At 73.4% G+C, this 19,084-nt stretch carries 7 protein-coding genes; 3 read left to right on the top strand and 4 right to left on the bottom strand.

Annotated features, from left to right (window positions below):
• Positions 1 to 9 precede the first annotated feature (9 nt).
• Positions 10 to 1,554, top strand: coding sequence for an AMP-binding protein (locus ACQP2H_RS09315; RefSeq protein WP_357538540.1), 1,545 nt, complete (start codon positions 10 to 12; stop codon positions 1,552 to 1,554).
• Between the two features lie 311 nt (positions 1,555 to 1,865).
• On the opposite strand, the gene ACQP2H_RS09310 is transcribed toward ACQP2H_RS09315, so the two are convergent.
• Positions 1,866 to 3,461 carry a D-alanine--poly(phosphoribitol) ligase gene (locus ACQP2H_RS09310; protein WP_357538542.1) on the bottom strand — a complete coding sequence of 532 codons (1,596 nt, stop codon included), beginning with the start codon at positions 3,459 to 3,461 and terminating at the stop codon, positions 1,866 to 1,868.
• A 158-nt stretch (positions 3,462 to 3,619) separates the two neighbouring features.
• Between ACQP2H_RS09310 and ACQP2H_RS09305 the strand changes: the two genes are divergently transcribed.
• Positions 3,620 to 3,874: a phosphopantetheine-binding protein gene (locus ACQP2H_RS09305; RefSeq protein ID WP_088642125.1), complete on the top strand. Its 255-nt coding sequence runs from the start codon at positions 3,620 to 3,622 to the stop codon at positions 3,872 to 3,874.
• A 65-nt stretch (positions 3,875 to 3,939) separates the two neighbouring features.
• Here ACQP2H_RS09305 and ACQP2H_RS09300 read toward each other — a convergent pair whose 3' ends face one another.
• Entirely contained in the window at positions 3,940 to 4,806 is an 867-nt protein-coding gene (locus ACQP2H_RS09300; RefSeq protein ID WP_433232115.1) for an aldo/keto reductase family oxidoreductase, read from the bottom strand.
• 120 nt (positions 4,807 to 4,926) lie between these two features.
• On the opposite strand from ACQP2H_RS09300, the gene ACQP2H_RS09295 reads away from it, so the two are divergent.
• Complete coding sequence (locus ACQP2H_RS09295; protein WP_219469121.1) at positions 4,927 to 5,370, top strand: winged helix-turn-helix transcriptional regulator; 444 nt, start codon at positions 4,927 to 4,929, stop codon at positions 5,368 to 5,370.
• A gap of 112 nt (positions 5,371 to 5,482) precedes the next feature.
• On the opposite strand, the gene ACQP2H_RS09290 is transcribed toward ACQP2H_RS09295, so the two are convergent.
• Positions 5,483 to 6,388 carry a proline iminopeptidase-family hydrolase gene (locus ACQP2H_RS09290; RefSeq protein ID WP_208569129.1) on the bottom strand — a complete coding sequence of 302 codons (906 nt, stop codon included), beginning with the start codon at positions 6,386 to 6,388 and terminating at the stop codon, positions 5,483 to 5,485.
• 23 nt (positions 6,389 to 6,411) lie between these two features.
• Positions 6,412 to 18,882 (bottom strand): SDR family NAD(P)-dependent oxidoreductase, encoded by a 12,471-nt coding sequence (locus ACQP2H_RS09285; RefSeq protein WP_433233500.1) that lies wholly within the window; start codon positions 18,880 to 18,882, stop codon positions 6,412 to 6,414.
• Positions 18,883 to 19,084 lie beyond the last annotated feature (202 nt).

Below are 19,084 nucleotides of genomic sequence, written 5' to 3'. Positions count from 1 at the left end.
GAGGACGAGATGACCCAGCACACCGACTACGCCCTGCACGGCCGGTTCCTCCAGGGGCTGGCCGCCGCACCCCGGGCCACCGCCCTGCACCTGCCGACCGGTCCGGTCAGCTACGAGGAGCTGCACACCACCGCGCTGCGCTGGGCCGGGGCGTTGGCCGCCGGCCCGGACGGGCCGCCCCGGGTGGTCGGCATCCTCGCCGGCAAGACCCTGGAGTCGTACGCCGGGCTGCTCGCCACCCTGTACCTCGGCGCGACCGCCGTGCCGCTGCACCCGGAGTTCCCGGCGGCCCGGACGGCGGGGATGCTCACCGCGTGCGGGGTCTCCGTCCTGCTGCTCGACGACGCCGGGCTGGCGGTCCGGGCGGAGATGGGTGACGCGGTCGCCGGGGTGCCGGTGTTCGCGCCGGTGGTGGACCCGCGCGGCAGCGGCACCGGGCTGCGGCTGCCGGTGGTCGGGGCGACGCCACTGGCCGCGCCCCGCCCCGCCCGCCCGGACAACGTGGCCTACGTGCTGTTCACCTCCGGCTCGACGGGGCGGCCCAAGGGGGTGCCGATCACCCACGGCAACCTGCGGCACTACTTCTCCGTGCTGGACGACCGGTACGACTTCGGGCCGGACGACCGGTTCTCCCAGTCGTTCGACCTGAACTTCGACTGCGCGATGTTCGACCTGTTCTGCGCCTGGGGCGCGGGGGCGAGCGTGCACCCGGTGCCGCCGGCGGCCTACCGGGACGTGCCGGCGTTCGTCGCCGAGCGGGGCCTGACCGTGTGGTTCTCCACCCCGAGCGCGATCACCCTGGTCCGGCGGACCGGTCGCCTCGGTGCGGCGGCGATGCCGTCGCTGCGGTGGAGCTTCTTCGCCGGGGAGGCGCTGCACGCCGCCGACGCGGTGGACTGGCAGGCGGCGGCCCCCGGGTCGACGTTGGAGAACATCTACGGCCCGACCGAGCTGACCGTGACGATCACCGGGCACCGCTGGTCGCCGGAGACCTCGCCGGGGCTCTGCGTCAACGGCCTGGTCCCGATCGGGACGCTGCACGACGGGCACGACGGGGTGCTGCTCGACGCCGACGGCGCGGCCAGTGAGGTGGAGGGGGAACTCTGCATCACCGGCCCGCAGCTCACCCCCGGTTACCTCGATCCGGCCGACGACGAGGGCCGGTTCCTGGTCCGTGACGGGCGGCGCTGGTACCGCACCGGGGACCGGGTCCGGCGGTTGGAGAACAAGGAGCTGATCTATCTGGGGCGGCTCGACTCGCAGGTGCAGGTGCACGGCTGGCGGGTGGAGCTGGCCGAGATCGAGCACGCCCTGCGCGGCTGCCCCGGCATCGAGGACGCGGTGACCGTGGCCCGTTCCGGGGCCGGCGGCACCGAGCTGGTGGTCTTCTACACCGGGGAGCGGACCGCCCCGGCCGAGCTGTCCCGGCAGCTGCGGCAGATCCTGCCCAAGGGGATGCTGCCGCGTTCGTATCGGCACGTGCCGGAGTTCCCGTTGAACTCCAACCGCAAGGTGGACCGGGCCCGGCTGGCCCGCGAGGCCGCCGAACACTGATCCGCACCCACCCTCCCCACTCTCCCTGCCTTCACTTACCCTCCCTGCCTTCACCCACCCTCCCCGGCCCGGACCACTCCGGGCCGGGGATCTCCATGATCGACACAGTTTCGTGGTTGTAGTGGCATCGGAACGCTCGGATGCCACTACAGCCATGAAACTGCGCGCGCAGCGACGGCAGCGGGCGACGGGCGACGGGCGGCAGGGCGACGGCCGGCGGGCGGCAGGGCGGCGGCGCAGGAAACCGGCGTGGGAAACCCCTGGCCGGTCCCCCTCCTGAAGGGACCGGCCAGGGGTCGTCGGGGTGCGGGTCAGCGCTGGGCGGGCTGTCCGGCTCGCTCGGCGAGGGCCCGCCGGTCGATCTTGCCGTTGGCGTTGACCGGCAGCTCGTCGATGACCCGGACCTGTTGCGGCACCATGTAGTCGGGCAGCGCCTCCAGGCAGAACGCGCCCAGCTCCATCTCCTCCACGCCGGTGACGCCCTCGTCGAGCACCACGAACGCGGCCAGCACCGGGTCCTTGCCCTCCTGCGGCAGCATCAGCGCGGCGGCCCCGGTGATGCCCGGGAACTCCCGGACCCGGCGCTCCACCTCGCCCAGCTCGACCCGGTTGCCGCGCACCTTGACCAGGGAGTCGGCCCGGCCGGTGAAGTAGAGTTCGCCACCCTCGCCCCGGTAGGCCAGGTCGCCGGTGCGGAAGACCACCTGCCCGGTGGCCGGGTTGAGCGGGTCGGGCACCAGCGCGGCGGCGGTCGCCTCCGGGTCGTTCCAGTAGCCGTGGAACAGGGCGGCGCTGCGCAGGTGGATCTGGCCGATGACACCCGGGGAGTCGACCGGCCGGCCGTCCTCGTCGATCAGCAGCATCTCCGCGCCCGGGTGGGCGTGGCCGATGGAGATCCGGTCGGCGTCGTCGGGCAGCGGGTTCGGCACGTCGGTGAAGGACGCGGCGATGGACTCGCTGCTGCCGAAGCAGTTGACCACGCGGGCGTGCGGCAGGGCACGTTGCAGCTCCCGCATCTCGGGCAGGGGGAAGTTCTCGCCTGAGTAGAGCACCCCGCGGATCTGCTCGCCGAGCGCGGCCAGCCCGGCGAACTCGTGCCGCAGCACCCCCCGCCAGATCGACGGCACCCCGTTGACCTGGGTGGCGCCGCTGTCGGCGAGGAACTGCACGAAGCGGCGCGGCCAGCGCAGCAGCGAGCGGGGCACCGGCACCACGGCCGCGCCACTGCCCAGCGCCAGGCCGATGTCGAGCAGCGAGAAGTCGAACTGCAACGGCGAGGTGGTGGCGACCCGGTCCTCGGCGGAGACGATGCCGTGCCGCAGCATCCCCCGGAAGAAGGCGAGCACGCCCCGGTGGCTCATCACCACGCCCTTGGGTCGTCCGGTGGTGCCCGACGTGAAGATCATGTAGGCCGGGTCGGTGGGCACCAGTTCCCGGCGGTGCCGGGTGCGCGGCGCGGGCGTCCGCTCGACCTGGATGCCGTCCGGGCCGAACCGGGCGGTGCCCAGCGACGCGGGTACGCCGTCGCGGCGGCCGTCGACGGGTTGCAGGTGCAGCGCGGCGGCGGTGCTCTCGGCGATCAGCGCGAGCCGCTGGGCGGGGGTCTCCGGGCTGACCGGGATGAACGTCAGGCCCAGCGAGGAGCAGGCCAGGAAGGCCGCGATGGCGGTCGGGGTGGTGTCCGACTCCAGGATCACCCGGTCGCCGATGTCGAGGCCGAGTTCGTCGAGGGCGGCGGCGTAGCCGTCCACCCGCTGGGCGAGCTGACGGTACGAGATGGAGCCGACCTCGCCGCCGACGGCCTGGATGACGGCCGGCTTGTCGGGCGTCAGCCGGGCGCCCGCCAACAGGAACTCGTGCAGCGTCTCCACGGAGGCGTGCGTGCGCGCGAAGTTCTCTCGACTCATGGCCGGAGCGTATCGGCGGCCCTGCCGGCCCCCACCCGCATCGACCCCCCTAACGACCCCTTACCCGGGCCGGCCGGCGGCTGGGGAATTGCCGGGTCGTCAGCCCCCGTGGGGCGTTGTTAGCGTCTTCTCACCCTGCACCGGAAGGAATCGCGGACATGTGGGATCAACGGTTCGAGGCCATCCTGCGCCAGCACCTGCCCTTCCTCGACCCCGAGGAGACGCTGCTGGCCGGCACCAGCCTGCGCGACTCCGGCCTGGACTCCCTCGCCATGGTCGAACTGCTGGCCACCCTGGAGAGCGAGTACGACGTGCGCTTCGTCGACGAGGCGATGTCGATGGAGACGTTCGCCACCCCGCAGACGCTGTGGAGTGTGCTGACCGACATGCGTGGCGTGCCCGCTCCCGTGTGAGCGGCACCCGTTCCGGACAGTGCCCGTGACCGGTCTGGTCACGGGCACTTTTCGTGGTTCTCCGGTCAGCGTCCGATCGCGTCCAGTGCGGCGAGGTCGTCGGCGGTGAGCGTCAGCCCCGCCCCGGCGACGTTCTCCCGCAGGTGCGCCACCGACGAGGTGCCGGGGATGAGCAGGATGTTGGGTGAGCGCTGCAACAGCCAGGCCAGGGCGACGGCCATCGGCGTCGCGTCCCGGCGGGCGGCCACGGCCGACAGCGCCGCGGACTGCAACGGGCTGAACCCACCCAGCGGGAAGTACGGCACGTAGGCCACCCCCTGTCCGGCGAGCCGGTCGATCAGCGCGTCGTCCTGCCGGTAGGCCAGGTTGTAGAGGTTCTGCACGCACACGATCGGGGCGATCGACTGTGCCTCGGTGACCTGCTCGGGCGTCACGTTGCTCACCCCCAGGTGCCGGATCAGGCCCTTGTGCTGGAGTGCGACGAGCGCCTCGAGCGGCTCGGCGAGGGAGCCGGCCCGGGGCCCCGTGGCGTCACCGAGCCGGAGGTTGACCAGGTCCAGGGCCTCGACGCCGAGGTTGTCCAGGTTCTCCTCGACGGCCCGGCGCAGTTGCTCCGGCTCCCGCGCGGCAGGCCAGCCGCCCTGCGCGTCCCGGGTCGCGCCGACCTTGGTCACCAGGTGCAGCCTTTCGGGGTACGGGTGCAGGGCCTCGCGGATCAGCCGGTTGGTCACGTGCGGCCCGTAGGCGTCGCTGGTGTCGATGTGCGTGATGCCGAGGGCGACGACCTCCCGCAGGACGGCCAGCGCCGCGTCCGGGTCGGCGGGCGGTCCCATCACCCCGGGGCCGGCGAGTTGCATGGCGCCGTAGCCGGACCGGGTGACGGTCAGGTCGCCCAGCGTCCAGGTGCCGCCGGGCAGAGAGCGGGTGAGCATGTGGTTACCTCGGCCTTCATGGTCAACGGAGTGGTACCCGACCACTATCGGTGAGGTAGCTTTCTGGAGGGAAGTAGGCACCTGAAAGTGCGTAGCAAACCGACTGCGGGAGGACCGGCGATGACCACGAGGACGGCGGCCGAGCGCCGGGCGGAGACGGCGGTGGCGTACGACGCGTTCGTGGCGCAGTGTCCCAGCCGGGAGCTGCTCGCCCGGATCTCCGACAAGTGGGTCGCGCTGGTGCTGGCCGCGCTGCGCACCGACGGGTCGCACCGGTTCGGCGCGGACTGCGCCGGCACTCCCCGGCCGATGCGCTACTCGGAGCTGTCCCGCCTGCTGGCCGGGGTCAGCCAGAAGATGCTCACCCAGACGCTGCGCACCCTGGAACGCGACGGCCTGGTCAGCCGTACCGCGACGGCGACCGTGCCGGTCACGGTCACCTACGAGCTGACCGACCTCGGCTTCTCCCTGCACGAGACGATGCGGGCCCTCAAGAGCTGGGCCGAAACGCATCTGGACGAGGTGCACGCCCACCGCGCGACGTACGACGCCCGGCCCGCCTGAGCCGGACGCCGCCCCGACCGGACCGGCGGCCCGGCCCGGGTCGGATCGGCCCGGGTCGCCCCGGGTGGGCCGGGCGTCGTCGAGCATGCGCCGCCGGTCGTCCCGGGCCGGTTCAGAGCTTGTCGAGGAACTGGGTGAGGACCTCGGTGAACCGCTCCGGGGTCTCCAGGTGGGGCAGGTGGCTGGCCCCCTCGATGATCTCCCAGTGGGCGCCGGGGACGAGGTCGTGGAAGGGGCGCACCGCGGCCGGGGTGACCTCGTCGTACTCGCCGCTGATGACCAGGGTCGGGGTGTCGATCTGCGGCAGCCGGTCGAGCAGCGAGTAGTCGCGCAGCGTACCGGTGATGTGGAACTCGCTGGGCCCGTTCATCGCGTGGTAGACGGTCGGATCGCCGTTGATCTCCATGAAGGTGGCCATCAGCTCCGGCGGCAGCGGCTTACGCCGACACACGTGCCGCTGGTAGAAGACCATCATCGCGGCCGTGTACGCCTGGCTGCCGGTGGTGCCGGCGGCCTCGTGCCGGCGCAGCGTCGCGTCCACGCCGGGCGGCAGCGCGGCCCGCAGCACGTCCAGTTCCGGCAGCCACAGCGGGTACGACGCGGGCGCGTTGGCGATCACCACGCCGCGCAGCCCGGCGGGCCGGTCGGCGGCGTGGGCCGCCGCCAGCACCCCGCCCCAGGACTGCCCGAACAGCACGTACTCCTCGGCGATGCCGAGCCGGCGCAGCAGGTTGTCCAGTTCGGCGAGGAACAGCTCCACGGTCCAGAAGTCGGCGCCCCGGCCCCGCAGGTGGGTGGAGCCGCCGTTGCCGAGCTGGTCGTAGTGCACCACCGGCCGGCCGGAGCGGCTCAGCTCGGCCAGGTTGAGCAGGTAGTCGTGGGTGCTGCCGGGGCCGCCGTGCAGCACCACCAGCGGTGGCCGGTCGCCGTGCAGCTCGCCGGTCACCCGGTACCAGGTCCGGTGCTCGCCGAACTCGACGGTGCCCTTGGTGGTCGGTGCCAGTGTCATGTCGTCCACTCCCGCTGTCGTCACGGCGCGCGTCACTGCGCGATCCAGTCCCGTACCACCTCGGCGGTCGTGCCGACCCGACCCTCCATCATGGTGAAGTGGTCGCCGGGCACCTCCCGGAGCGTGTGCGGGGTTTCCCAGGTGGCCCGCCACCCGTCGTCGTCGCCGCCGGCCACGATGGACTCCTGCGGCCGGACGAAGAGCACCGGCGTGTCGATCGCCTCCACCGGGCAGCTCTGCAGCAGCCGGACGTAGCGGCCCATCGCCGACAGCCGGGCGCTGCTGAACTCGCCGAAGGTGGCCTCCCGGTCCAGCAGCGAGTCGAGCATGTGGGTGAAGAACGTCGCCGTGGTGCTGCCGGTGGTGAGGTAGGTGTCGAGCAGCACCACCCCGGCCGGGCCGTGCCCCTGCCGCTCCAGCTCACCGGCGGTGGCGTGGGCGAACAGGCCGCCGGAGGAGTATCCGACGATGACGTACGGCCCCTGCTCGGCGATCGGGCGGACCATCTCGGCGAAGACCCGTACCGCCGCGTCGGCGGAGGCGGGCAGGCTCTCGTCCCGGCCGAAACCGGGCACCGGCAGGGTCCACACGTCCCGGGTGCCACCGAACTCGGCGGTGAACCGGGCGTACTGCTGGTCGCCGCCGAGCGCCATCGGCGACGGGAAGCAGATGATCGCCGGCCCCTGGTCGCCCCGGGCGAGCCGGCGCGGGGCGGGGACCTGCGGCAGGTCGGCCGGCCCGTCGAAGGTGGGCCGGATGTCGGCCACCGCGTACAGCAGGGACAGGCCCTGCTGTACCCGGCCGCTCTTGACGGCGGTGCGGAACAGCGCGCTCATCGTGTCGGCGGCGGCGTCGGGCGTGCCGGCCCGTTCCTCGGCCGGTGGCGCGGCCAGTTCGGTGCGCAGCAGCGCGGCGAGTTCGTCGACGCTGCCGTGGTCGAAGACCACCCCGGTGGCCAGCCGCAGCCCGGTCGCCTCGTTGAGGGCGTTGCGCAGCTCCATCGCGGTGAGCGAGTCGAAGCCCAGCTCGACGAAGCGCAGCGCCGGGTCGAGGTCGTCGGGGCGGCCGTGCCCGAGCACGGTCGCGGCGCGCGAGCGCACCAGGTCGGCCAGCAGCGCCTGCTGGCCGTCGCCGTCCAGCCCGCCGAGGGTACGCCGCAGCGCCGCCGGGTCGGGTCGGTTCGTCCCCGGGGTGCTACGCCGGGCCGGGGTGACCAGGGCGCGCAGGATCGGCGGCACCTCGTCCCCCGCCGGGGTGCGCAGGTCGGCCTTGACCGGGACGAGCACCGCCTCGGTACGGGCCAGCGCCGCGTCGAGCAGCGCCAGTCCCTCCGCGGCGGACACCGGTTGCACCCCGCCCCGCGACATCCGGGCCCGGTCGGTGCCGCCGAGGTCGTCGGCCATCCCGCCGCCGGCCCACGGCCCCCAGGCCAGGGACTGGGCGGGCAGCCCGGCGGCCCGGCGGGCGCTCGCCAGCGCGTCGAGGAACGCGTTCGCCGCCGCGTAGTTGCCCTGCCCCGGCCCGCCGAGCACGCCGGCCGCCGAGGAGAACAACACGAACGCGGTGAGCCCCGCGTCCCGGGTCAGCTCGTGCAGGTGGGTGGCCGCGTCGACCTTGGGGCGCAGCACCGCGTCGAGGCGGTCCCGGGTCAGCGCCGGGATGATCCCGTCGTCGAGCACCCCGGCGGCGTGCACCACCCCGGTCAGCGGGTGCCCGGCGGGCACTGCGGCGAGCAACCTGGCGACCGCGTCCCGGTCGGCCAGGTCGCAGGCGGCCACGGTGACCTCCGCCCCGCGGGCGGTGAGGTCGTCGCGCAGCGCGGCCATCCCGTCGGCGTCGGGGCCGCGCCGGCTGGCCAGCAGCAGGTGCCGCACCCCGTACGCGTCGACCAGGTGTCGGGCGACGAGCCGGCCGAGGGTGCCGCCGGCACCGGTGAGCAGCACGGTGCCACCGTCGGTGAAGGCGCTGCCGGGGGTGCCGTCGGGCCCGGCGGCGGGCACCAGCCGGGCGGCGTGCGCGACGCCCTCGCGGACCACCAGCTGCGGTTCGCCACCGGCCAGCACCGCCGGGAGGAGCTGGGCGGACCCGTCGTGGTCGTCGAGGTCGACCAGGACGATCCGACCCGGGTTCTCCGACTGGGCGGACCGGACCAGACCCCAGGCCGCCGCGGCGGCGGGCTCGGTGACCCGGTCACCCTGCGCGCCGTGGGTGAGCACCAGCAGCCGGGACGACGCCAGCCGTTCGTCGGCGAGCCAGCCCTGGAGCAGGGTGAGCAGTTGACCGGTGGTGTGCCGGGCACCGGCCGCGAGGTCCCGGGAGTCGGGTTGCACGCTGGCGACCAGCACCACGTCCGGTACGGTCCCGCCCGCGTCGAGGGTGACGGTGAGGGCGGTCAGGTCGGGGTGGGTCTCGGCGAGCAGGCCGACGGTGTCGAGCGCGGCGGCCACCTTGAACTCGTCGACGCCGACCAGTGCCCAGCGGCCGTCGGCCGGGGTGGTGGGCAGCGGCACCGGGGTCCAGTCGATCCGGTAGAGGTGTTCCTGCCGGCCGGTGCGGGCGGCGGCGAGCTGACCCGCGTCGATCTCCCGCAGCACCAGCGAGTCGACCCGGGCGACGGGTGCGCCGGTCTCGTCGGTGAGGGTGAGGGCGACCTCGTCGGGGCCGGCCGGGGTGACGGTGAGCCGCAGCGCGGCGGCACCGGTGGCGTGGACGGTGATCCCGCTCCAGGAGAACGGGACGCCGGGCCGCCCCTCGCCCCGGCTCAGCCCGATGGCGTGCAGCGCCGCGTCGAACAGGGCCGGATGCAGGTGGAACCGGTCGGCGTCGAGCACGTCGGCGGGGAGCGCGATCTCGGCGTACACCTCGTCACCGTGCCGCCAGGCGGCCCGCAGGCCCTGGAAGACCGGTCCGTAGACCAGTCCGGCGTCGGCCATCCGCTCGTAGAGCCCGTCGACGTCGACGGGGGTGGCGGCGGCCGGCGGCCAGGCGGTCGCCGGGTCGGCCGGTGGGTCGGCGGGGGCCGGGGTGAGCAGGCCGGTGGCGTGCCGGGTCCACGGTGCGTCCCGGTGCCGGGAGTAGACGGTGACCTGTCGGCCGCCGTCGTCGCCGGGCCCGCCGACGGCCACCTGCACCTGCACGCCGTCGTCGTCGGGGACGACCAGCGGGGCCTGGAGGGTGAGTTCGGCAAGCCGGCCACAGCCGACCTGGTCCCCGGCCCGGAGGGCGAGTTCGACCAGCCCGGTGCCGGGCAGCACGATCGTGTCGCCCAACATGTGCTCGGCCAGCCACGGCTGGGTACGCCGGGACAGCAGTCCGGTGGCGATCAGCCCGTCGGTGTCGGGCAGGGTGGTGACGGCCGACAGCAGCGGGTGCTCGGCGTCGAGCAGCCCGGCGGCGGTGACGTCCCGCTCCGCCCCGGTGTCCTGCATCCAGTAGTGCTGGTGTTGGAAGGCGTAGGTGGGCAGTTCTACCTGCCGACCGCCCGGGTTGACCGCCGCCCAGTCGAGGTCGACACCGCTGATCCACGCCTGCGCCATCCCGGTGGCGTACGCGGTGACCTGGTCCCGGTCACGGCGCTGCAACGCGATGGTCACCGCGTCGTCGACGCTGTCGGCCACCATCGCGGTCAGCACACTGGCCGGCCCGATCTCCACGAACCGGGTCACCCCACGGGCCGCGAGAGCGGCCACCGCGTCAGCGAACCGGACCGTGCCCCGCACCTGACCCTGCCAGTACCCGACCGAACCCAACTCCTCGTCGGTGACAAGATCACCGGTCGCGGTCGACACCAGCGGGATACCCGCCGGGTTGGCGGTGACCCCGTCGAGGACCTGCCCGTACTCGGCCAGCATCGGGTCCATCAAATGCGAATGGAACGCATGCGACACCCGCAACCGACGCGTCTTCACCTCAAGCGACGCCTCCAACGCCGCGACCTGCTCCTCGGTACCCGAGACGACCACCGCACGAGGACCGTTCACCGCCGCCACGTCCACGTCACCCAGATCCAACTCGGCCAGCGGCGCGGCGATCGCCAGCATCGCCCCACCGGCCGGAAGGGCCTGCATCAGACCACCACGGGCCGCCACCACCTGGCAGGCGTCCGCCAGCGACCAGACACCGGCCACGTGCGCGGCAGCCAACTCACCGATCGAGTGACCCGCCACGAAGTCCGGCTTCAACCCCCACGACTCCGCCAGACGGAACAACGCCACCTCAACCGCGAACAACGCCGGCTGCGTCCACCCCGTCTGATCCAGGAGACCGTCCGGGTCGGTGAACATCACCTCCCGCAGATCACCACCCAGCAACGACCCGAACGCCGCACACACCTCATCCAGAGCCTGCGCGAACACCGGGAAAGCCGCCGCCAACTCGCGACCCATCCCCACCCGCTGCGCACCCTGACCGGTGAACAGCACGGCGGTGCGACCGGTGGTGATACGGCCGGACAGGCCGGCCCCGGTGGTCAGGGCCTCCAGGCCGGTGGCGAGGTCGTCGGCGGAGCTGCCGAGGACGACACCCCGGTGGTCCAGGGCGGCCCGAGCGGCGGCCAAGGAGTGTCCGATGTCGACAGGTCGTTCGTCGGTGAGGAAGTCGCGCAGCCGGGCCGCCTGGGCGGTGAGGCCGGCGGTGGAGCGGCTGCCCAGCGGCCAGAGCACCACGGCGGGTGCCGGCGTCGACTCGGGTGCCGCGACGGGCTGCGGGTACTCCTCGACGATGACGTGGGCGTTGGTGCCGCTGATGCCGAACGACGACACCGCCGCCCGACGCGGACGACCATCGGCAGGCCACTCGACCGCCTCAGTCGCCAACCGCACCTCACCCGCCGACCAGTCCACGTGCGGACTCGGCGCATCCACGTGCAACGTCCGCGGCACCACCCCGTACCGCATCGCCAACACCATCTTCATCACACCCGCCACACCAGCAGCAGCCTGCGTATGACCCAGATTCGACTTCACCGAACCCAACCACAACGGCCGCTCCCGATCCCGACCGTACGTCGCCAGAATCGCCTGCGCCTCAATCGGATCACCCAACGTCGTACCCGTACCGTGCGCCTCCACCACATCCACCTCAGCCGCCGACACCCGGGCATTCGCCAGAGCCTGCCGGATCACCCGCTGCTGCGCCGGCCCGTTGGGGGCGGTCAGCCCGTTCGACGCGCCGTCCTGGTTGACCGCCGAACCCCGCACGAGACCGAGGATCGTGTGTCCGTGCCGACGGGCGTCGGAGAGTCGTTCGAGCACCAACACACCGACACCCTCGGACCAACCCGTCCCGTCGGCCGCCGCCGCGAACGGCTTACACCGACCATCAGGCGCCAACCCCCGCTGCCGCGAAAACTCCACAAACGTCTCCGGCGTCGCCATCACCGTCACCCCACCAGCCAACGCCAGATCACACTCACCCGACCGCAACGCCTGACCCGCCAGATGCATCGCCACCAACGACGACGAACACGCGGTGTCCACGGTGACGGCGGGGCCTTCGAGGCCGAGGGTGTAGGCGATCCGCCCGGAGACGACGCTGCCGGCGCTGTGCCCGGTCACATAGTCGTGGTACATCAGGCCGGCGAAGACGCCGGTGGCGGAGCCGCGTACCGAGGAGGGGTCGATGCCGGCCCGCTCGAACGCCTCCCAGGAGACCTCCAGCAGTTGCCGCTGCTGCGGGTCCATCAGCACGGCCTCGCGGGGTGAGATGCCGAAGAAGGCCGGGTCGAAGCCGGCCGCGCCGGGCAGGAACCCACCCTGGTCGGCGTAGCTGGTGTCGGGGCGGACGCCGGTCGGGTCGTAGAGCCGGGCCAGGTCCCAACCCCGGTCGGTCGGGAAGCCGTCGATGGCGTCGACGCCGTCCGCGACTAGCCGCCACAGGTCCTCCGGGGAGGACACCCCGCCGGGGTAGCGGCAGGCCATCCCGACGATCGCCACCGGGTCGTCACCGATCGTGGTGGTGGCGGTCTGCCGGGCCTGCGGTACGTCGAGTGCGCCGCTCAGCTCACCGTGCAGGAACTCGGCGAGGGCGACGGGCGTCGGGTAGTCGAAGATCAGGGTGGCCGGGAGCCGCAGGCCCGCCGCAGTGGAGAGCGCGTTGCGCAGCTCGACGGCGGTGAGCGAGTCGAAGCCGAGGCTCTGGAAGGTGCGGTCCGCCTCGACCGCGTCCGGCCCGGCGAGACCGAGCACGGCGGCGACGTGGGTGTGCACCAGGTGCCGGACGGCACCGGCGCGCTCCTGCTCCGGCAGGCCGGTCAACCAGTCGCTGCCCGACCGGTCGACGGTGCTGGCGGCGGTGGCCGTGCGCCGGGTCGGCCCGGTCAGGGCGCGCAGCACCGGGGGCAACCGGTCGCCGAGGGTACGCAGCGTCGGCACGTCGAGCCGGGCCGGGACGAGGGTGGCCGACCCGCCGGCTACCGCGGCGTCGAGCAGGGCCAACCCGTCGGCGGTGGACAACGGCAGCACCCCACCCCGGGACATCCGCTCCCGGTCGGTGTCGGCGAGTCCTTCGGTCATCGTGGAGCCTTCGCCCCACAGTCCCCAGGCCAACGACACCCCTGGCAGCCCGGCGGCCCGCCGGGTGACCGCGAGCGCGTCGAGGTGGGCGTTCGCCGCCGCGTAGTTGCCCTGCCCCGGCGCACCCAGCACCCCGGACAGCGAGGAGAACAGCACGAACGCCGACAGGTCCCGACCCCGGGTCAGCTCGTCGAGCAGCGTCGCGGCGTCCACCTTGGGCCGCAGCACCGCCGAGACCCGGTCCGGGGTCAACGACGACACCACGCCGTCGTCGAGCACCCCGGCGGTGTGCACCACCGCCGACAGGTCCGGCACGTCGGCCAGGGCGGCGGTCAGCTGGTCACGGTCGGCCACGTCGCAGGCGACCAGGTCGACCCGGGCACCGGAACCAGTCAGTTCGGCGACGAGGTCGTCGGCGCCGGCCGCCGCCGTACCGCTGCGCGACAGCAGCAACAACCGGGACACCCCGTGTGCCGTGACCAGGTGCCGGGCCACCGCCGCGCCGAGCGCACCTGTCGCACCGGTGACCAGCACCGTGCCGGTGCCGTAGAGCGGGGCGTCCGACGGCGTCACCGGCAAGGGACGCCTGACGATCCGGGGCACCCGGACGATGCCGTCGCGGATCGACACCTGCGGGTCGCCGGCAGCCAGGGCCGCCGGGAGGATGTCGTCGAGCCGGTCGGTGTCCGCGTCGACGAGGAGGATGCGGTCGGGGTTCTCCGCCTGCGCGGAGCGCAGCAACCCCCAGACCGCCGCGCCCGCCAGGTCGGTCACGTCGTCACCGACGGCGTGCCGGGTAAGGACGACGAGCGGGGCACGGTCCTCCCCGGCCAGCCAGCGCTGGGCGATCCCCAGCACCCGGTGCACCTCGGCGTGTACGTCGTCGGTGCCTCCGGCGCGCAGCACCACCAGCTCGGCCGCGCCGTCGGCGGTCGCCGTGCCACCACCCGGTAGGGCGGTCGGGGTGTGCCTGTCACCGGTTCCCCCGGCGGCGGTCGCGGAGGTGGCGTCGCCGGCACGGGCGGTGTCGGGGTGCCACGCCCAGGCGGGGGCGGTGTCCGTCGGGGTGACGGCGACGGGCTGCCAGTCGAGGCCGAACAGCGCGTCGGCGACGCCGGTCCCGGCGGTGACCTGCACCGGGCGGAGCACCAGCGACCGTACGGTGGCCACGGGTGCGCCGACCGCGTCGGCGACCGCGATCCGTACCCCGGTGCCGGCGGGGGTGAGCCGGACCCGGAGGCTGGTCGCGCCGGTGGCGTGCAGTGCCACTCCCGACCAGGCGAACGGCAGTCCCCGGGGGGTGTCGCCGTCGGCGCGGGTGAGGACGTGCAGGCCGGCGTCGAAGAGGGCCGGGTGCAGGCCGTAGCCGTCGGTCTGCGTACCGTCGGGGAGGTCGACCTCGGCGAAGAGTTCGTCGCCGGCCCGCCAGGCGCGGCGCAGACCCTGGAAGACCGGGCCGTAGTCGAGCCCGCCACTGGCGAGGTCGTCGTAGAGGCCGGCCAGCGGCAGCGGTTCGGCGTCGGCGGGGGGCCACGCGGTGAGCGCGACGCCGGGGGTGTCCCCGGTGGTGAGGACGCCGGTGGCGTGCCGGGTCCAGGGGGCGTCGTCGCGGTCCCGGGAGTGCACCAGGACGGCGCGGCGGCCGGTCGGGTCGGGCGTCTCCACGGCTACCTGTACCTCGACGCTGCCGGCGGCGGGGACGACGAGCGGCGCGTGCAGGGTCAGCTCGTCGAGCAGGCCGACGCCGACCTGGTCACCGGCGTGGATGGCGAGTTCGACCAGGCCGGTGCCGGGGAACACGACGGTGCCGCCGACGGCGTGGTCGGCCAGCCACGGGTGGGTGTGCAGCGACCAGCGGCCGGTGAAGACGACACCGTCGGTGTTGGCCAGCGGCACGGCGGCGTCGAGCAGCGGGTGGGTGGCGGCGAGCAGGCCGGCACCGACCAGGGCCGGGTCGTAGAGCCAGTAGTGCTGGCGTTGGAAGGCGTAGGTGGGCAGGTCGACCTGCCGGGCGGTGGGGTGGATGGCCGCCCAGTCGAGGTCGACGCCGCTGATCCACGCCTGCGCCATCCCGGCCGCGTACGCCTCGACCTGCTCACGCTTGCGGCGCTGCAACGCGATCGCGGTGGCGTCCTCGACGCAGTCGGCGACCATCGCGGTCAGCACACTGTCCGGCCCGATCTCCACGAACCGCGTCACCCCACGGGCCGCCAGAGCGGCCACCGCGTCAGCGAACCGCACGGTCCCCCGCACCTGACCCTGCCAGTACCCGACCGAACCCAACTCCTCGTCGGTGACAAGATCACCGGTCGCGGTCGACACCAACGGAACGGTCGCCGGACTGGCGGTGACCCCGTCGAGGACCTGCCCGTACTCGGCGAGCATCGGGTCCATCAGATGCGAATGGAACGCATGCGACACCCGCAACCGACGCGTCTTCACCTCAAGGGAGGCTTCCAACGCCGCGACCTGCTCCTCCGTCCCCGACACGACCACCGCACGAGGACCGTTCACCGCCGCCACGTCCACGTCACCCAGATCCAACTCCGCCAACGGGGCGGCGATCGCCAACATCGCCCCACCCGCCGGAAGGGCCTGCATCAGACCACCACGCGCCGCCACCACCCGACACGCATCCGCCAGCGACCACACCCCCGCGACATGCGCGGCGGCAAGTTCACCGATCGAATGACCCGCCACGAAGTCCGGCTTGAGACCCCACGACTCCGCCAGACGGAACAACGCCACCTCAACCGCGAACAACGCCGGCTGCGTCCAGCCGGTCTGGTCCAGGAGACCGTCCGGGTCGGTGAACATCACCTCCCGCAGATCACCACCCAGCAACGGCCCGAACGCCACACACACCTCATCCAGAGCCTGCGCGAACACCGGGAAAGCCGCCGCCAGGTCACGACCCATCCCCACCCGCTGCGCACCCTGACCGGTGAACAGCACAGCGGTGCGTCCGGTGGTGAGGTGGCCGTGCACGCCCTGGCCGGCGGCGAGCGCGCGGAGACCGGCGACACCGTCCGCGACGGCCACGCCCCGGTGTTCCAGCGCCGCCCGGCCGGTGCCGAGGGTCAACGCGACGTCGGCGGGGTGCAGGTCGGCGGTGGTGAGGAAGTCGGCGAGGCGGGCCGCCTGGGCGGCGAGGCCGGTGGCGGAACGGCCGGAGACCGGCCAGAGCGACACCGGAGCGTCCGCCAGGGCGGTCACCGTCGTGGCGGACGGTACGGCCGCCGGCGCGGCGGCGGGGGCCTGCTCCAGGATCAGGTGGGCGTTGGTGCCGCTGATGCCGAACGACGACACCGCCGCCCGACGCGGACGACCGTCGGCGGGCCACTCGACCGCCTCAGTCGCCAACCGCACCTCACCCGCCGACCAGTCCACGTGCGGACTCGGCGCATCCACGTGCAACGTCCGCGGCACCACCCCGTACCGCATCGCCAACACCATCTTCATCACACCCGCCACACCAGCAGCAGCCTGCGTATGACCCAGATTCGACTTCACCGAACCCAACCACAACGGCCGCTCCCGATCCCGACCGTACGTCGCCAGAATCGCCTGCGCCTCAATCGGATCACCCAACGTCGTACCCGTACCGTGCGCCTCCACCACATCCACCTCAGCCGCCGACACCCGGGCATTCGCCAGAGCCTGCCGGATCACCCGCTGCTGAGAAGGACCATTCGGCGCGGTCAGCCCGTTCGACGCACCATCCTGATTCACCGCCGAACCCCGCACGAGACCCAACACCATGTGCCCGTTACGCACCGCATCCGAGAGACGTTCCAACACCAACACACCGACACCCTCGGACCAACCCGTCCCGTCGGCCGCCGCCGCGAACGGCTTACACCGACCATCAGGCGCCAACCCCCGCTGCCGCGAAAACTCCACAAACGTCTCCGGCGTCGCCATCACCGTCACCCCACCAGCCAACGCCAGATCACACTCACCCGACCGCAACGCCTGACCCGCCAGATGCATCGCCACCAACGACGACGAACACGCCGTGTCGACCGACACCGCCGGCCCCTCCAAGCCGAACGTGTACGCCACCCGGCCGGTGACGATGCTGCCGGAGCTGTGCCCGGAGACGTAGTCGTGGTACATCACCCCGGCGAACACACCGGTGGACGAGCCGCGCAGGGTTCCCGGGTCGATGCCGGCCCGCTCGAAAGCCTCCCAGGACGTCTCCAGCAGCAACCGTTGCTGCGGATCCATGATCACCGCTTCACGGGGGGAGATGCCGAAGAAGACCGGGTCGAACTGGGCGGCATCGGTGAGGAATCCACCCTTGTCCACGTAGGTGGTGTCGGGGCGGTTGCTCGTCGGGTCGTAGAGCCGGGCCAGGTCCCAACCCCGATCGGTCGGGAAGCCGTCGACGGCGTCGGTGCCCTCGGCGACGAGCCGCCACAGGTCCTCCGGCGAGGTGATACCGCCGGGGTAGCGGCAGGCCATCCCGACGATCGCCACCGGCTCGTCGGCGACGGTCGTGGCGGTCTGCCGCACGGCGTCGGTGTCGTCCGGGCCGGCGATCTCGCTGAGCAGGTGCCGGGCCAGGTCACGCGGGGACGGGTAGTCGAAGATCAGGGTGGCGGGCAGCCGCAGGCCGGTGCTGACGGCGAGCCCGTTGCGCAGTTCCACGGCGGTGAGCGAGTCGAAGCCCAGCTCCTGGAACGCGCGGCCGGCGTCGATCCGCTCGGCGGAGGCGTGCCCGAGCACCGTGGCCACCTGGCTGAGGACCAGGGCGGTCGCGGCGCGCTCACGCTCCTCGGTGGAGAGCATGGCGAGGTCCGCCGCCCACCCGGTCGCGGCGCTCCCCGTGGCGGCGCGGGCGGCCGTGCGCCGGGCCGGGCGGACCATACCGTGGAACGGCAACGGCAGGTCGTCGCCGAGGGCACGCAGGGCGGCCAGGTCGAGCCGGGCCGGCACCGCAGTCGGGTACGGGTTGGCGACGCCCGCGTCGAGCAGGGCCAACCCGTCGGCGGTGGTCAACGGCAGCACCCCACCCCGGGACATCCGCTCCCGGTCGGCGTCGGCGAGCCGGTCGGTCATCGCCGAACCCTCACCCCACAACCCCCACGCCAACGACACCGCCGGCAACCCGGCCATCCGACGGGACACCGCCAATGCGTCCAGGAACGCGTTCGCCGCCGCGTAGTTGCCCTGCCCCGGCGCACCCAGCACCCCGGACAGCGAGGAGAACAGCACGAACGCCGACAGGTCCCGACCCCGGGTCAGCTCGTCGAGCAGCCATGCCGCGTCCACCTTGGGGCGCAGCACCGCGGAGAGTCGGGCGGCGGACAGCGACGACACCACGCCGTCGTCCAGCACCCCGGCGGTGTGCACCACCGCCGACAGGTCGGGGTGGCCGTCGACCAGGGCGGTGACCTGGGCCCGGTCGGCCACGTCGGCGGCGACCAGCTCGACCTGCGCACCGGCCCCGGTCAGCTCCGCGACCAGGTCGTCGGCGCCCTGCGCAGCGGGGCCCCGGCGGGACACCAGCAGCAGCCGGGTCACCCCGTGCGTCGTCACCAGGTGCCGGGCCACCGCCGCGCCGAGCGCACCTGTCGCACCGGTGACCAGCACCGTGCCGGTGCCGTAGAGCGGGGCGTCCGGGATGGACGGTTCGATGATCTGCCGGGTGAGCCGGGGCACCGAGACGACACCGTCGCGGACCCGTACCTGCGGCTCACCGGTCGCCACCGCCACGGTGAGGGAGCCGGACACGTCCGCATCCGGGTCGGTGTCGACCAGCAGCAGCCGGTCGGGGTTCTCGGCCTGCGCGGAGCGGAGCAACCCCCACACGGCCGCCCCGGTCGGGTCGGTCCCGTCGTCGCCGACGGCGCGGCGGGTGAGCACCGCCAGCCGGTGGGTGTCGGGGCCGGCCAGCCACTCCTGCACCAGGCCGAGCACGCGGTTCACCTCGTCGTGCACCGCCTCCGGGCCGGTGACGTCCCCGGCACCGCCGGCGGTCAGCACGAGCAGCTCGGGGGTGGACGTCGCCGGCCCCTGGGCGCCGGCGTCGGCGGCAGGGGCTACCCGGCCCGCCGGGGCCGCCGGGTCGGCGGGGACCGGTGCGGTGCCGGTGGCCGGGACAGCCGGGTGGTAGGCCCAGTGCGGGGTGGGCGTGGCCGTGGGGGTGCCGATCTCCTGCCAGGTCAGGTCGAACAGCGCGTCGGCG

The organism is Micromonospora sp. CA-248260 (assembly GCF_050942205.1).
GTDB lineage: Bacteria > Actinomycetota > Actinomycetes > Mycobacteriales > Micromonosporaceae > Micromonospora > Micromonospora antibiotica.
The sequence above is the reverse complement of the archived record's forward strand: the minus strand, read 5'-3'. Positions and strand labels throughout refer to the sequence as shown.

Coding starts and splice junctions, on each gene's coding strand:
- ACQP2H_RS09315 (WP_357538540.1), top strand. CDS start 10: ATGACCCAGCACACCGACTACGCCCTGCACGGCCGGTTCCTCCAGGGG.
- ACQP2H_RS09310 (WP_357538542.1), bottom strand. CDS start 3,461: ATGAGTCGAGAGAACTTCGCGCGCACGCACGCCTCCGTGGAGACGCTG.
- ACQP2H_RS09305 (WP_088642125.1), top strand. CDS start 3,620: ATGTGGGATCAACGGTTCGAGGCCATCCTGCGCCAGCACCTGCCCTTC.
- ACQP2H_RS09300 (WP_433232115.1), bottom strand. CDS start 4,806: ATGCTCACCCGCTCTCTGCCCGGCGGCACCTGGACGCTGGGCGACCTG.
- ACQP2H_RS09295 (WP_219469121.1), top strand. CDS start 4,927: ATGACCACGAGGACGGCGGCCGAGCGCCGGGCGGAGACGGCGGTGGCG.